The organism is Treponema bryantii (genome assembly GCF_900111035.1).
GTDB lineage: Bacteria > Spirochaetota > Spirochaetia > Treponematales > Treponemataceae > Treponema_D > Treponema_D bryantii_C.
On the sequence record NZ_FOFU01000001.1, the window covers coordinates 1 to 15550 of the forward strand.

Annotated in this window: 15 protein-coding genes, 1 tRNA gene and 1 rRNA gene; 15 read left to right on the forward strand and 2 right to left on the reverse strand. The window is 39.5% G+C overall.

Features of this window, described 5'->3' with window-relative positions; translation table 11 throughout:
- The 3 genes from rrf to nudC all read left to right on the forward strand — a co-directional run.
- Positions 1–108: ribosomal RNA gene (gene rrf / locus BMY21_RS00005) — 5S ribosomal RNA — on the forward strand; the annotation flags it as partial.
- Positions 109–116: 8 nt separating this feature from the next.
- Positions 117–190: transfer RNA gene (locus BMY21_RS00010), tRNA-Val, on the forward strand.
- 490 nt (positions 191–680) lie between these two features.
- Positions 681–1523: an NAD(+) diphosphatase gene (nudC, locus tag BMY21_RS00015; RefSeq protein WP_074639800.1), complete on the forward strand. Its 843-nt coding sequence runs from the start codon at positions 681–683 to the stop codon at positions 1521–1523.
- On the opposite strand, the gene BMY21_RS00020 is transcribed toward nudC, so the two are convergent.
- Positions 1435–2409 (reverse strand): AraC family transcriptional regulator, encoded by a 975-nt coding sequence (locus BMY21_RS00020; protein ID WP_074639801.1) that lies wholly within the window; start codon positions 2407–2409, stop codon positions 1435–1437. The genes nudC and BMY21_RS00020 overlap by 89 nt on opposite strands.
- Before the next feature lie 185 nt (positions 2410–2594).
- Here BMY21_RS00020 and BMY21_RS00025 point away from each other — a divergent pair, with 185 nt between their 5' ends.
- The 7 genes from BMY21_RS00025 to dapB all read left to right on the forward strand — a co-directional run bounded on the left by BMY21_RS00025 (position 2595) and on the right by dapB (position 9322).
- A complete protein-coding gene (locus BMY21_RS00025; RefSeq protein WP_074639802.1) occupies positions 2595–3563 on the forward strand; it encodes an ABC transporter ATP-binding protein in 969 nt (322 codons plus the stop codon).
- An 83-nt stretch (positions 3564–3646) separates the two neighbouring features.
- Positions 3647–4456: an ABC transporter permease gene (locus tag BMY21_RS00030; RefSeq protein ID WP_074639803.1), complete on the forward strand. Its 810-nt coding sequence runs from the start codon at positions 3647–3649 to the stop codon at positions 4454–4456.
- 3 nt (positions 4457–4459) lie between these two features.
- Entirely contained in the window at positions 4460–5281 is an 822-nt protein-coding gene (locus BMY21_RS00035) for an ABC transporter permease (protein ID WP_074639804.1), read from the forward strand.
- Positions 5282–5367: 86 nt separating this feature from the next.
- Entirely contained in the window at positions 5368–6006 is a 639-nt protein-coding gene (locus BMY21_RS00040) for a hypothetical protein (protein WP_074639805.1), read from the forward strand.
- Between the two features lie 136 nt (positions 6007–6142).
- The gene (locus tag BMY21_RS00045; RefSeq protein ID WP_074639806.1) at positions 6143–7468 is read left to right on the forward strand and encodes an aspartate kinase; all 1326 of its coding nucleotides are present in this window, start codon (positions 6143–6145) and stop codon (positions 7466–7468) included.
- A gap of 9 nt (positions 7469–7477) precedes the next feature.
- Positions 7478–8488, forward strand: coding sequence for a YncE family protein (locus tag BMY21_RS00050; protein WP_074639807.1), 1011 nt, complete (start codon positions 7478–7480; stop codon positions 8486–8488).
- A 54-nt stretch (positions 8489–8542) separates the two neighbouring features.
- On the forward strand, positions 8543–9322 hold the full coding sequence (gene dapB, locus BMY21_RS00055; RefSeq protein WP_074639808.1) for a 4-hydroxy-tetrahydrodipicolinate reductase: 780 nt from the start codon (positions 8543–8545) through the stop codon (positions 9320–9322).
- Between the two features lie 15 nt (positions 9323–9337).
- Here dapB and BMY21_RS00060 read toward each other — a convergent pair whose 3' ends face one another.
- Positions 9338–10021 (reverse strand): hypothetical protein, encoded by a 684-nt coding sequence (locus BMY21_RS00060; protein WP_074639809.1) that lies wholly within the window; start codon positions 10019–10021, stop codon positions 9338–9340.
- Positions 10022–10149: 128 nt separating this feature from the next.
- Between BMY21_RS00060 and BMY21_RS00065 the strand changes: the two genes are divergently transcribed.
- From BMY21_RS00065 to BMY21_RS00085, 5 genes are all read left to right on the forward strand, one after another.
- The gene (locus tag BMY21_RS00065) at positions 10150–10455 is read left to right on the forward strand and encodes an OadG family protein (protein WP_369665162.1); all 306 of its coding nucleotides are present in this window, start codon (positions 10150–10152) and stop codon (positions 10453–10455) included.
- 18 nt (positions 10456–10473) lie between these two features.
- The gene (gene oadA, locus BMY21_RS00070) at positions 10474–12570 is read left to right on the forward strand and encodes a sodium-extruding oxaloacetate decarboxylase subunit alpha (RefSeq protein WP_074639811.1); all 2097 of its coding nucleotides are present in this window, start codon (positions 10474–10476) and stop codon (positions 12568–12570) included.
- A complete protein-coding gene (locus BMY21_RS00075) occupies positions 12570–14015 on the forward strand; it encodes a sodium ion-translocating decarboxylase subunit beta (protein ID WP_074639812.1) in 1446 nt (481 codons plus the stop codon). Before oadA ends, BMY21_RS00075 begins: the two co-directional genes overlap by 1 nt.
- A 254-nt stretch (positions 14016–14269) precedes the next feature.
- Entirely contained in the window at positions 14270–14599 is a 330-nt protein-coding gene (locus BMY21_RS00080) for a PadR family transcriptional regulator (RefSeq protein ID WP_074639813.1), read from the forward strand.
- On the forward strand, positions 14600–15538 hold the full coding sequence (locus tag BMY21_RS00085; RefSeq protein WP_074639814.1) for a DUF1700 domain-containing protein: 939 nt from the start codon (positions 14600–14602) through the stop codon (positions 15536–15538). It abuts the gene before it with no gap.
- Positions 15539–15550: the final 12 nt, after the last annotated feature.

Here is a 15550-nt window from a genome sequence, read left to right on the forward strand (position 1 = left end):
GTGACCATAGTGGAGAGGTAATACCCGTTCCCATTCCGAACACGGAAGTCAAGCTCTCTTACGTCGATGATACTGGATTCGTTCCGGGAAAGTAGAAAGTCGCCAGTTTTTTTTTCGGGCAGTTAGCTCAGCTGGTACGAGCGTCTGGTTTACACCCAGAATGTCGGGAGTTCGATCCTCTCACTGCCCACTATGAGACACTCTATTTTAGAGTGTCTTTTTTTTGTCTTATCACTCTTTTTTTTTATTCCGGATCTCATTTCTCCCGACATTCTGTCAGAAGTCGCTCACTGCCGTTCGCTACTACCCATATATCGGATAATCCTAAAAAATTGCGCTGACGCACAATTTTTTTTAACGGATTTCCGATTAAAGGGTGTCGGAGTTCGATCCTCTCACTGCCCATCTAGAGACACTTCGTTTTGAAGTGTCTCTTTTTTTTGCTATGACTTCATTTGGTTTGTCCCGGATCGAACTCCCGACATTCTGCAGATCTCGTTCGCTCCGCTCACTCGCGCCATTTATTGGAGAATCCTAAAAAATTGCTTTCGCAATTTTTTTTAACGGATTTCCGATTATAGGCAAGTTCGATCCTCTCACTGCCTTGTACAATAGATATTTTTATGACTTCCCATTTCTATTCAGTTTTTTTATAATTGTAAAAAAGGGGATTTTATTTCATGATTCAAGATATTGCACCTTCTGTTTTTGATAATCATTTTGAAAATATTTCAGTTAGTGATGATGATATTGTATTTGATTTTTGGGATGATAAGGTTTATGTCTGTTATGATTCGAAAGAACAAAGGCTGATATTACCAACTTTTAAGGATTTTTCTTATCCAAAGCTTGCTGCCACTTATCTTTTTTCAATTGATAATAAAAAATATTTCCTTATTAAAGATGAAATTGTTCCATTTGCTAATCTTCCAAATTATACTTTGTTAACACCTCGACAGTTAAGGGATATGCCGCTTGCTTCTAATGTTGAACTCTTTGCTGTTTTCTCGGCTTATCATATCTGGAAGTGGTATGATGATAACAAATTTTGCGGACGCTGTGGACATGAACTGAAGCTGGATACAGTAGAACGTGCTCTCTTCTGTCCAGAATGTCAGACAAAAATCTATCCACGGATTAACCCCGCTGTAATTATTGGAATCATAAATGGAGATAAAATCCTGATTACTAAGTATCGTAGAGGCTATGCGCATTCAGCTCTTGTTGCTGGCTTTACTGAGTTCGGAGAAACTCTGGAGCAGACTGTTGAGCGCGAGGTCATGGAAGAGGTTGGTCTTAAAGTAAAAAATATCCGCTATTATAAGTCACAGCCATGGGCACTTGCACAGGACATTCTTGCAGGATTTTTCTGTGAGGTTGATGGCGATGATAAAATCAAAATGGATGAGGGTGAACTCAAATATGCTGAGTGGGTTAGTCGCAGTGAGATTGAGCTTCAGCCTTCGAATTATAGTCTGACAAACGAGATGATGAGGATGTTCCGAGACGGGAAGATTTCCTGAAATCTCTGGGTGACATCTTATAAAACTTCTTGAAGGTTTCTGCCATATAGCTGGCTCCTGTAAAGCCTGTGATTTCAGCAATTTCTGCCATACTCATGTCACCAGCCTGTAATAAATCTGCAACCTTTCGGCTTCTGTAATGCATTAGGTATTCAATTGGAGATTTATCTGTAAGTTTATTGAAAATCTGATTACATAAAGTCTGACTTACGCAGCCAGCCTGTGCAATATCTTTTAGGTTAATCTGTTCGTTAAAATGCTCATCAATATAAATCATCATTCCTTTTAATTTTGCATTGTGAGAATCAGCATCTTCTATTCGACCTACGTGCAGACGATAAGCATCTGTAAAACGGTGCATGATTATTTCCCAGAGCTCGAAAAATCCCTTAGTAATCATAAACTCACTTTTGTTTTCTTCTTCCTTACAGAGATTTTTGAGAAGCTGTTGAATTTCAGGACCATCAAAATCATCAGCTTTAAAATGTATGAAAGGAACGGAACGATCTGAAATTATTGGCTTTATGGCTTTTGTTTCAACCGCATAAGATGAACAGATAATCCGTGGATTCATAATGGCAAGGTAATATCTTGTAACTCGGTTTTCTGTAGCAATAGAGTAGTGGATGGCGTTTGCATTTACAAAAAGTGTATCACCTTTTTTAAGACGAATATTTACTCCGTCTACAGAATATTCCATGGAGCCGGAATAAACAGAAACGAATTCAACATCATCATGATAATGAGGAACCCGCTCCCAGGTACAGCCTGGATAAACATAACCGTCATGAATGTAGGTTGGAAAAGAATCTATATTATAATTTACAACTTCAGAACCATCGTTGCGCTTCATGATGATTCCACTCTTTGGTTTTTGTGCTGCCATAAAACTTTCCTAAAATAATAACAAAATTACATTTAAAGTGTAATATAGTTATAAAAATATGTAAAAATAATAATTATATTACATTTATTTACAATAGTATAATTCAACTATCTTGTAAAAGCAAGGGAATCTGGAATGGAATTATGGACACCTTCTGTTTCAGATTCCCTGTTATGGAGGGCTTTATGGCTGAAGAAGAATTTGCAATCAGAATGAACAACGTGACTAAGGAGTTTAAGGTTCTGAATCGGCATGAGGGGTTGAAGGGAAGTATTAAAGATTTATTTTCCCGCGACTACAAAACTATTACTGCGGTTGATAATATTTCCATCAATATCAGGCCTGGTGAAATTGTAGGCTATCTTGGTCCTAATGGGGCTGGAAAATCCACTACAATCAAAATGATGACCGGCGTTCTGGAGCCCACCCGTGGAGAGATTCTTGTAAATCAAACAATTCCATATAAAGACCGCAGCCGCAATGCAGAGAATATCGGTGTTGTATTTGGTCAGAGAAGTCAGCTCTGGTGGTCACTGCCACTTATTGAATCCTTCAAACTGCTTAAGGATATCTATATGATTGATACAGCAGATTATAACAGAATGCTTGAACTGTACCGCGAGCTTGCTGATATTGAAACTCTTCTGCACAAGCCTGTTCGCCAGATGTCTCTTGGTCAGCGAACTTTGAGTGATATTCTTGCGGCCTTTTTGCATAATCCGAAAATCGTATTCCTTGATGAACCTACAATTGGTCTGGACGTTTCGATGAAGGCAAAAATCCGTGAGCTCATTAAAGGGCTGAACAAGGAAAAGAATACAACGGTAATTCTTACAACACATGATATGGGGGATGTTGATGCGCTGTGTCAGAGAATTGTAATCATTGATCACGGATGCATGATTTACGATAACGACATTGAACACTTGAAGCATTATTTCGGCTCATACAGAACGCTGCGTCTGAATCTTGCGGATACAGGCTGGAAGGAAATTATTGTTGATGAATGTCAAACTGATGTTATGTCTGTAATTTCAGAATATCAGAGAATGGGCAGCATTAAGGATATCAGCGTAGAGGATATTAGTACTGAAGAGGTTATTAAGAAAATCTACGATGCTTCAAATCGAAAATCCGTTAAAAAACGAGCCTGAAAAGGGGCGTTTTAGGATTATCGAAATAATGGCTCAGAGGCAAGCTATGCTTGCCGACTATTAATTTATTACGGAGATGTTATATGAATCTAAAAAAATACTTAGCATTAACCCGCCTTGGCATGATGGAAAAACTCCATTACCGCCTTGGAACTTTTGTAACACTTTTCGGAAATCTGATTTATCTGGTTCTGATTTATTTTCTCTGGAAGGCAATTTATGCCAGTTCTGGAAGTGATGTTGTAAACGGCATGACTCTGAACGACACTCTGGTTTACCTTGTCCTTGCAACAGCTCTGTTCAATTTTCTGGAGGTATTCCTTGTCTGGGATATGAGCCGTGAAATTCAGTCGGGCTCAATCGTTCTGAAACTGCTTAAGCCAATGTCCTTTCGTAATTATAGTTTCTGGTCATACATCGGAGAGAATATCATGTCTTTCTTTCTGACTTTTTTGCCCACATTTATCATCATAAATATACTTACTCATGGCAGTATTGCTCTCAGTTTTAATCTGCTTTTCTTTGTGCTTTCAGTCGTGATGGCTCTGGTAATCAATTTCAGTATAGATATGATCTGCGCGACAATCTGTCTGTATACAGAATCTACCTGGGGTTTGAATATGGTAAAGGAATGTATTGTGCTTCTTTTGTCTGGAGCTTCAATTCCTCTTGCTTTCTTTCCAGAGTCGCTTCGAAAGATTGTTCAGTATCTGCCGTTCCGCTGTATTTATGATACTCCATTGAATGTCCTGCTGCAAAAAAACGGTTATACAATTGGAAACGGTCTGTTATTTTCACTTGTTCTTCAGCTTGCCTGGTGCCTGGCCCTTACAGCTATAGGCTGTGCTTTCTGGAGTGTTTCGCTTAAAAAGATTACTGTAAACGGAGGCTAGAAAATGAGTAATACAGTTGCAACTAAGAGAAGGGGACTTCGCTTTTATCTTGATATATATAGAAAGATTCTTGTACAGGATTTGAAAAGTAAGATGAGTTATCGTGCAGATTTCATTATTTCGAATATAGGAATGATAGTTTCGAATCTTGTTGGTTTTGTGACTTTTGGAATTTTGTTCAGAAACTTTCCGTCAATCAATGGCTGGATAATGTACGAAATGCTTTTTCTGTATGGCTTTTCGCTGATAGCTTTGACCCCAGTTCAGTGCTTTTTTGACAATAACTGGAATCTTCGTTATGCAGTAAAAACCGGAGATTTTATAAAGTACTGTTTCCGCCCAATCAACATATTCTTCTATTATATTTCTGAAGTTTTTGATGTTAAGGGACTGGGACAGCTTTGTTTCGGTGTGGGAACTTTAGCCTTTGCCTGGAGTCATTTGGGAATACCTGTGACCTTTGTGATTCTTGCACAGACTCTGCTTTTTTTGATAGCAGCATCACTTTTTATGATAGCAATTATGAATTTTGCAGCTGCTACCTGTTTCTGGATTCAGAATTCGGGATATATTATGGTAATCATGTTCCGCTTTAAGGATTTTGCAAAATATCCGGCAAGTATTTTTAATACAGTTTTCAGAATTATCTTTACTTTTGTGATTCCGATTGCGTTTATTGCGTATTATCCTTCACTGGTAATTCTGCGTCCTGATAATATTCCGCTGCTTTCGTGGCTTTCACCACTCATAGGCCTTCTGTTCTTTTATCTTAGTTACAGATTCTGGCTTTTAGGGGCTAGAAAATATGATGGTACCGGCTCGTGAAAATAAAGTGATTTGCAATAGTAACAAAAATACGTTACTCTTTTGTTATAATATTATGAATCTACTTAAAGAGGAGATGTATTAAAATGAAGAAGATTATTGCTATGGCTTTTACAGCTGTTTTAATGCTAAGTGCTACTTTTGCTCTTGATTTTGAAGTTGGAGCACGTGGTATTCTTGGTAGAAACTTTGATGGTGGTTCTTTTGCTGATAATTACAATGCTGCAAAAGAAGATAAGACTTTCGACTTTGGTTTTGGAGCTTATGCTAACTTTGCATTGTTTGGAGGTCTTGGAATTCAGGCAGAAGCAAATTATGTAAGAAGTTCGATTACATTTGCAAAAGATGGTACCCAGAATGTTCAGTATAATATGCATATTCTGGATCTTTCTCCAATGGCATGGCTGAATCTTGATTTGTGGAAATTTACAGTTGGTTTTGGTGTAGGTCCAAATTTTGAAATTCCTTTAGCTTCTTTGGGTGATATTACAAATGCAAAGAAACAGGATTTTACAGTAGGTCTTATAACTGGAGCTGATTTTAAATTTTATTTTACAGATCATCTTGGCCTTGTTCTTTCTGGACGTTTTGTTTGTGACTTTAAAAAGAAAGATGTTCCAATTGAAGTAAATGGATATCAGGTAGGAGGAGCTTCTTATCCTACTTATTCTTTTGCCCGCAGAACCCTCTACGGTGGACTTGGACTTGAGTTTAAGTTCTTCTAATAAGGTATAAGATTTACTATTGATTAAAAGGTCTTCCCTTCGGGGAAGGCCTTTTTTATATGGAATAAGATTTTTCAATGTACTTCCACACAATTAAGTAAATCACTATAATCAATCTATTATAAGGAATACAAATATGATAGTAATGAAATTCGGTGGTTCTTCTGTTGCTAATGCAGAGAGAATCAAGCATGTTGCTTCTATTATTAAGGCTTATCAGGATAAGAGACCTGCTGTAGTACTTTCAGCTATGGGCGATACTACAGACCATCTTCTGGAAGCTGCAGATAAGGCTGTGCTCGGAGAGGTTGATGTTGCTGGAGTTGCTAAACTCCATGAGGATACTGCCGCTGAGCTTGGAATTAAAATTGAAACTATTGAAGCTCTTTTGACTGAGCTTAAACAGCTGCTTACCGGTATTTCAATGCTTAAAGAAATCAGTAAACGTTCACGCGACTATCTTGTTAGCTTTGGCGAGCGTATGTCTGTTCGTATGATGGCAGCTTACTTGGAGTCTCAGGGAATTCCAGCCCGCTTCTATGATGCATGGGATATTGGAATTGTTTCTGATTCTAACTATATGTCTGCTGAACTTCTCGATGAGGTTTGGGAAAATATTCCGGCTCATCTTAATGATTACAAAAACGGCACAGACAATCATATTCCAATCGTAACTGGTTTTATTGCAAAAGACGTTAAGGGAAATATTACAACTCTTGGTCGTGGTGGTTCTGATCTTACAGCAACAATGATTGGTGCTGCTATGCGCGCTGAAGAAGTTCAGACATGGAAGGATGTTGACGGTATTCTTACTACTGACCCTCGCGTTGTAAAAGAGGCTAAGCCTGTTCCTGAAGTTACTTACGAAGAAGCTCAGGAACTTGCTATGTTCGGTGCTCAGGTTCTTCATCCTCGTTCTATGCTTCCTGTTCGTAAGACTGGAACTCCGGTTCGTGTTAAGAACTCTTACAATATTACAAGCCCGGGTTCTATTATCGTAGAAAAACATTCTGGAAAAGTTCCACCTGTTTGCGCAATTACAACTGTAAAACACATCACTTTGATTGATATTGTTTCTTCACGTATGCTGGGCGCTGCAGGCTTCCTGGCTCACATCTTCAATAACTTCCTTAAATGGAATATCAGTATTGATGTAATTGCTACTTCTGAAGTTTCTGTTTCTCTTACTGTAAATACAAAGGCTGATCTTACAGGTCTTATTTCCGATCTCGAGCAGGCTAGTCAGGTATCTGTTCGTAAGGATAAGGCTATCGTTACTATTATTTGTGACGCAGCTCATTCTTCTGCTATCCTTGCAAGCGGCTTTGATGCTCTTGCTGAAGAAGGAATCAATGTTCAGATGATTTCTCAGGGTGCAAGCAAAGTTAATATAAGTATGATTGTAAATGATGACGAAGCAGATAAAACTGTTCAGATTCTTCACAATGCATATTTCAGCTGATAAGCGGTTATGAAAAAAGCATTTACTGTCCTGGTGTTAACAATATGCCTTGCAGTTTTTATGCATGCGCAGTCACCGGAACTGACAAAAATCGGTGTTTATACATGTGGCGAACAGCCTAAGCAGGTTTTGTTTTCTCCGGACAGTAAATTCATAATTATGCCGTTATTAAATGATAATGGTTTTGATGTTTTCAGCATTCAGGAAAAGAAGATTGTAAAACGAATAGTTCCTCCTGATGCTTTACAACTAGGCTTTGCAGAAGGTCTTTTTATTCCACAGAAAAATGTTTTTCTGGTTTCACAAATGACAACTGCAAAGCTGTACGAATATTCTTATCCTGGTTTCGAATATAAAAGAACTATATCTACCGGAGGAAACTGGTCAAAGATTATTGCCTTTTCTGACGAAAAGCAGCTGCTGGCCGTTTCTAACTGGGTTTCGAATGATGTTTCAATAATTGATTATGAGACGGGAAGTTGCTTCAGAAAAATTTCTACAGGAGCTGCACCTCGAGGGCTATATTTTATTGAGGATGGAAAAAGTCTTATAAGCCTTTCCTTTGATGCTGGACTTGTAGAAAAGTTTGATGTTGAAACAGGTAAGCAGCTTTCGGTGTTGAAAGTTGAAAAGGGAGCTATGCGGCATATTGTTTTGAATTCGGACAGTACAAAGGCATATGTTTCCGATATGTATCATAGAATGATTTACGAAATAAATCTTAAAACCTTTAAGATTGCAGGCAAAACTCAGGTGTTCAATAATCCAAATACTATTAAACTTTATCAGGATAGATGGCTTTTTGTTTCTTCTCGTGGTCCGAATAATCCTGAAGATTACACAAAACGAAGCCCAAAAAATGGAAAGATTCAAATTATAGATACCCAGTCTATGAACGTTGTTACAGCCTTTGAAGGTGGTAATCAACCTACCGGTCTTGATATCAGTCCTGATGGAAAATATCTGTGCTTTTCAAACTTTCAGGATGCAAATATTGAGCTTTATGAAATACAAAACTAATGATTAAAAAATCTTTTTTTGATATTATACGAAAATCAAACAAAGGAGTTTTTTATGAAGATTGCACTTGTTGGTTATGGAAAGATGGGACATATGATTGAGCAGGCTGCTAAGCGTGCTGGTCATGAGGTTGTTACAACTATAGATGTTATGGCAGATGATGCCAAAGTAAAAGTTGCTGCTGGAGATACAGATGCAATTGTGCGCGCTGTAAAATCAAGCGGGGCAGAGGGAATTATTGAGTTTACTCATCCGACTGCTGTCCTTGCTAATGTCCGTGCACTTCTTCCTCTCGGACTTCCTCTTGTTGTTGGAACTACAGGCTGGAATGACAAGCATGAAGAAATTGCTGAATATGCAAAGCAGGTTGGCGGAACAGTTATGACTGCCGGAAACTTTTCTATCGGCGTAAATATGTTCTATAAAATTGTAGAAGAAGCTGCAAAGATTATGGCTGAATATAAAGATTATGATGTTGCAACATGGGAACTTCATCACAATCAGAAGGCAGACAGTCCTAGTGGTACTGCACTTGAAATTGCACGCCGTGTTCAGCTTGGTTATAAAGATAAGACTGAAATTGTAACTGATGCTTTCCATGAAAGACCAGCTGCAAATCAGCTTCATGTAAGTTCAACCCGCTGTGGTAATGTTCCTGGAACTCATAAGGTTTTCTTTGATGGAACTGCAGATACAATCGAGCTTACACATACAGCAAGAAGCCGTGAAGGCTTTGCTGTTGGCGCGGTAGAATCTCTTATTAAACTTGATGCTGCTCTTAAGAGTGGTAAGGTTTCTAAGGGAAATCTCTACGGCTGGGATGATATTTACTAGCCGTAAATTATTGACTTATTTAATCATCAGTATATTTGAGCACGCTATGAGAATTTGAGATATAACCAGAATGCTGTATCTGATTTTTCCGGCGTGCTTAAATTTTAACTTTGCCTGATTTATAAAATGGAACGCTGTGAGTGCCAGGAAGATTGAGGTACCTGCAAACAGCATAATTGTGTGGCCGGTTGTCTCATAGCACAGGAAAATCAGACTGCAGAAATGCAGGTATGATGATAATGCAAAGCCAAATGCAAAAAGAATATAAAAACGAACATCCTGCTTTCCTGAAAGGATTATTGCAATGACAGTTCCCGTCAGATAAATAGCACACATCAGAATTATAAGCCATAAGGGAACTTTGTGAATAAAGAATACTGTTCTATATAATGTACACCAGCAGAATACATTCGCAAGAATAAAAATACGACCGAAGATTCTCAGAAGTTTAATTCTTTCGAAAGCCAGAAAAACTGTTGAGAGGGTGGCAATTGAAAGTGCAAATATTGTTACCTTAATTAAGTGAAGGGAATCTGGCAGAAAATCTCTTAACAGTAAGATATTTAGTGCACCAAAAAATGGAATGATTAAACATTCACAGATTTTCTGGAGCATAGCATGTTTGATGATATAAGAAACAATCAGAAGCCCAATTATAATTATTAAAGCGCCAAGAAGAATCCAGTTTGCAATTGTCATTTTATTACCTCTGATTATGGGCCTTTCAGACCTGTAATCTTTAGTAATATTCTAGCATAGAAATTGTTTTCTGTGAATTGAACTTTTAGTCTTGTTTCATTATAATCTGACGTATTAAAATCGGGCGTATGTTTCGATTTTTTTTGAAAAACTACCCGGTACGCCGGGATTTTGAGGATAAATATATGACAATTACTGAAATGCTTGGTCAGAGCGGACTTCTGACTCTGCTTGGTATGTGTGTTGTATTCAGCTTTATCATTATCCTGATTATCTGTATGACCATCCTGAAGGGTGTTATTCATGCACTTAAACTCGATAAAGAACAGCCTGCTGACACACCAAAGGCTTCAGCTCCGGTAAATACTGGAAATGATGGTGCTATTATTGCTGCAATAGCAGCTGCCGTGCATGACAAGGCATTGAATTCGTAAATATAGGGGTATAAATATATGGCTAAAGTAGGAATTACAGAACTTGCAATTCGTGATGCTCATCAGAGTCTTCACGCAACACGTATGACAACAGCAGATATGCTGCCAATCTGTGACAAACTTGATAAAGTTGGTTACAAATATATCGAAGGATGGGGTGGAGCAACTTATGACTCTTGTATCCGCTTCTTGAACGAAGATCCATGGGAGCGCCTCCGCAAACTTCACGCAGCACTTCCAAACAACAAGATCATGATGCTTCTTCGTGCTCAGAACCTTCTTGGTTACAAGCACTATGCTGATGATGTAGTAGAGAAGTTCGTTGAAACAGCTGCTAAAAACGGTATCGGATGTTTCCGTATTTTCGATGCTTGTAACGACCCTCGTAACATGGAATGTGCTACAAAGGCTGCTAAAAAATCTGGCGTAGATGTTCAGATGGCTATTTCTTATGCCGTAACTCCATTCCACACAAACGACAAATATGCAGAGCTTGCTAAGACTTATGCAGACTTTGGTGCAGATTCTATCTGTATTAAAGATATGTCAGGTCTTCTTAAGCCATATGAGGCTTATGACCTCGTTCAGAAAATCAAGGCAAAGGTTGATCTTCCAGTAGAAATCCACTCACACGCTACAACAGGTCTTTCTGTTGCAACACTTTTGAAGGCTGCTGAAGCTGGTGCAGACTGGCTTGATACAGCAATTTCTTCTATGTCTATGGGTACTTCTCACTCTCCAACAGAAACTGTAGTAGAAATGCTCAAGGGTACAGACATGGATACTGGCCTTGATACAAAGCTTCTTCTTGAGATTGCTGCTTACTTCCGTGAAGTTCGCAAACACTATTCATCTCTTGAATCTGCATTCCTTGGTGCTGATACACGTATTCTCCTTTCTCAAGTCCCTGGCGGAATGCTTTCTAACCTTGAATCACAGCTCAAACAGCAGAACGCAGGCGACAAGATGGACGCTGTACTTGCTGAACTTCCAAAGGTTCACAAGGCTGCAGGTTACGTTCCACTTGTAACTCCAACATCTCAGATTGTTGGTACACAGGCTGTTATGAACGTTCTTATGGGACCTTACAAAGTAATGACTCAGGACTTCCGTAATCTTATTACTGGTAAGTTCGGTAAACTCCCAACAGATGCTGATCCAGAGCTTGTTAAGAAGGCTCTTGAACAGAATCATATGGATGCAGTTGTTACATGCCGTCCAGCAGATCTTATTGAACCTGAATGGGACAAGATGGTTGAAGAGTCTAAGAAGGCTGGTGGTGACGGTTCTGATGAAGACGTTCTCACATACGCTATGTTCCCTAATGTTGCTCCTAAGTTCTTTGCAGAACGCGCTAAGGGACCAGTTGATGCAGCAAGCACATTCGCTAAGAAAGAAGCTCCCGCTGCTGCCGCTAAAGAAAACAAGGGCGGTTCATATACAATCAACGTTAATGGTACAGCTTACAATGTTACAACAGGCCCTGCTGGCGACAGCATGAGCGTAAATGTAAACGGTACAGCTTATAATGTTACATTCGGTGCTGCTGGTGCCGCTCCAGTTGCAGCCGCTGCTGCTCCTGCTGCAAGTGCTCCAGTTTCTGGTGGTACAGCAGTTCCTTCTCCTGTTGCCGGAACTCTTCTCCGTCACGCAGTTTCTGAGGGTGCTCAGGTTAAGAAGGGTGATACAGTAATCATTATTGAATCTATGAAGATGGAGCTTGAAGTTAAGGCTCCTGCTGACGGAAAGATCAGCTTTGTTGTACAGCCAGGCACTCAGATTGCACAGGGCCAGACTTTGGCTAACCTCGGTGGTGCACCTGTTGCCGCTGCTCCTGTAGCTCCAGCTCCTCAGCATGCTGCCGCTCCTGCACAGCCAGCTCCTGCTCCTGCAGCTTCTGCTGGTGGAAAACCAGTTGCTGCTCCTGTAGCCGGAACATTGCTCCGCTATGCAGTTAGCGAAGGTGCTTCAGTTTCTCCTGACACAACAGTAATCATCATTGAATCAATGAAGATGGAATTGGAAATTAAGGCTGGTGCCGCTGGTAAGATTCACTTTATCGCAGCAACTGGCAGCCAGATTGCACAGGGCGCTACTTTGGCCGAGGTACAGTAATGGAAACAGAATTGAACAAAAATACTGAGAAATTCAAGGTATTAAAAGCTACTGCTATTGTATGTCTGATTGCTGTAGTTCTTTCTTTTGCAGGCTGTGGAGCTTCTAAGAACTCTTCATCTGCAAACAAGAGCTATGCAACATCTACAATCATCAAGGGCTCTGAAAATATTAAACCTATTTCGGTTTCTTCATTCTTTAAGAATGTAGGAAAAAATACCGGAATCTATAAAATGATTCACACTCCAACTGCTGCAGAACTTGCAGAAGAAAAGGCTTCTAAAGAAGCTATGGAGTTAGCTAAGGAAGAGCAGGCTGCTCAGGCCGCAGCAGACTTGGCTTCACATCCAGTTAAGGGCTGGCAGAGACTTATTATGCTCGCTATCGGCTTCCTTATTGTTTATCTTGCAGTTGTAAAGGGCTTTGAACCACTTCTTCTTATTCCAATCGGATTCGGAACTATTCTCGTAAATATTCCTGGTGCCGGTATGGGTGATGGTCCTGATGGTATGCTTCATATCATTTACAATGCAGGTGTTGGAAACGAGTTCTTCCCAATGCTTATCTTTATGGGTATTGGTGCTATGACAGACTTTGGTCCGCTCATTGCTAACCCTAAGACTGCATTGCTTGGTGGTGCCGCACAGCTTGGTGTATTTGCTACCTTGTTTGGTGTTGCCGCAATGAACTTTATTCCTGGAATCGACTATAACATGAAGCAGGCTTGTGCCATCGCTATTATTGGTGGTGCTGATGGTCCTACTTCTATCTACGTATCTGGTAAGCTTGCTCCAGAAATGATGGCTGTTATTGCGGTTGCTGCGTACTCTTACATGGCTCTCGTTCCAATGATTCAGCCACCTATCATGAAGCTTCTTACTTCTAAAAAAGAACGCCAGATTAAGATGAGTCAGCTCCGTCCTGTATCTAAGACAGAAAAGACTCTCTTCCCATTGCTTCTGCTTGTTGTAACAATTCTTCTTCTGCCTCCTGCAGCTCCACTTATCGGTATGCTCGCATTCGGTAACTTCATTAAGGAAGTTGGAATTGTACAGCGTCTTTCTAAGACTGTAGAGAATGAATTGATGAACATTGTTTCTATTCTTCTTTCTCTTGGTGTAGGTTCACAGATGACTCCAGAAAAGATCATGCACGCTAACTCACTTGGTATTATCGTTCTTGGTCTTGTTGCTTTCTGTATTGCTACAATGGGTGGTCTTATCATGGCTAAGATTATGAACCTCTTCCTTAAAGAGAAGATTAATCCGCTTATCGGTTCTGCTGGTGTATCAGCAGTTCCAATGGCAGCCCGCGTTGCTAACAAAGTAGGTATGTCAGAAGATCCTACAAACTTCCTTTTGATGCACGCTATGGGACCAAACGTAGCAGGTGTAATCGGTACTGCTATCGCAGCCGGTGTTTTCATCAGTACATATGGAATGTAATATAAAACTACATATCTAAATTAAAGATTTTAGGCAGATCTCTTCGGAGGTCTGCCTTTTTCTTTTTAAAGTCGCTCGATTAATCTCGCTCTGAGCCGTTTTTTCGATAATCCTAAAACGACCCTGCCGGCTCGTTTTTTAACGGATTTTCGATTGTAGGCTAGTAACAAATTTCTTGACTTTTGGTGTTATAATATTATATATTATATAATATAGATATCTAAACAATATTACACGAAGCAAAGGAGGTTCCGATGGTGTTTACAGCGGGCTCCGCCCTGCTTGATGCTGTGGTACTTTCGGTTGTCAGCCTTGAAGGAACTTACGGCTACAAGATAACGCAGGATGTCCGTAAAATTATGGATGTTTCTGAAAGCACGCTTTATCCGGTGCTCAGAAGACTCCAGAAGGACGGTTACCTTGAAACTTACGACATGGAGTTTCAGGGAAGGAACAGAAGATACTATAAGATAACTTCTAATGGTATGATTCTGCTGGATAAGTATCGCAGTGAATGGGTACTTTTTAGAAATGGTGTTGATGAGATTCTTATGGGAGTTTCATCTGGAAAAGAGGAAAAATAGATGACGAGAGAAGAATATTTGAATGAATTAAAGAGCAGTATTATGTCTCTTTCTTCTGATGAACAGTCTGAGGCTATTCAGTATTATTCTGATTATTTTGATGAAGCTGATGATGATGAAAAGGTAATGCGTGAGCTGGGAACTCCTGAGGAGCTTGCTAAAACTATTATTGAGAAGTTTGCAAATGCGCTCGTGGATACAAAGTCTTCAAAGGCTGATAATGATTCGGATGATGATTCTGATAGTGAAAGAACAAGTGGTGCAGACGGATATAGTATGGATGCCCTTTACTTTGAGTTTAAGAAATCTGAAGTAAAGAATCTTTCTATGGATTTTGGAGCTGCTGAAGTTGTTCTGATTGAAGGCGATAAATACTGTATTGAAACCCGCGGACTTCCTGAAGAATGCATAAACTGTTATTTGAATAAGGAAGGTACTCTGGTAGTAAGTAATACACGACGATTTAATCTGAACTTCTGGAGTCATAACCGCAGAAGCAGAATTGTTCCTCGTGTACTTGTTACTATTCCTAAGGATGCGAGTGTTGGAAAATTCAGAATTGGTGTTGGAGCAGGAAAACTTGTTTCAAAAAAAAATTCATTGAATTGTGAGTCTGGAACTGTTGATGTGGGGGCAGGAAACATTGTTCTTGATGGTATTTTTGGCGGCAAAATTAATATGCGTTGCGGTATGGGTAATCTTGAATTTACAGGAACCATAACAGGAGTTGTAAATCTTGATTGTGGAATGGGTAATATGGAGCTGAAACTTAAAGGTGATCCGACTGCTTATTCTTACGATGCAAAGGTTGGATTGGGAGATTTCCGCTTTAATGGTGAAAAGAAGAGTGGTGTCTGCCAGGTTTACAACAATCAGAAGCTTGCAAATCATTTCTCTGTAAATTGTGGAATGGGTTCTGTAAATATTACAATTAAATAGAACAAACTGATA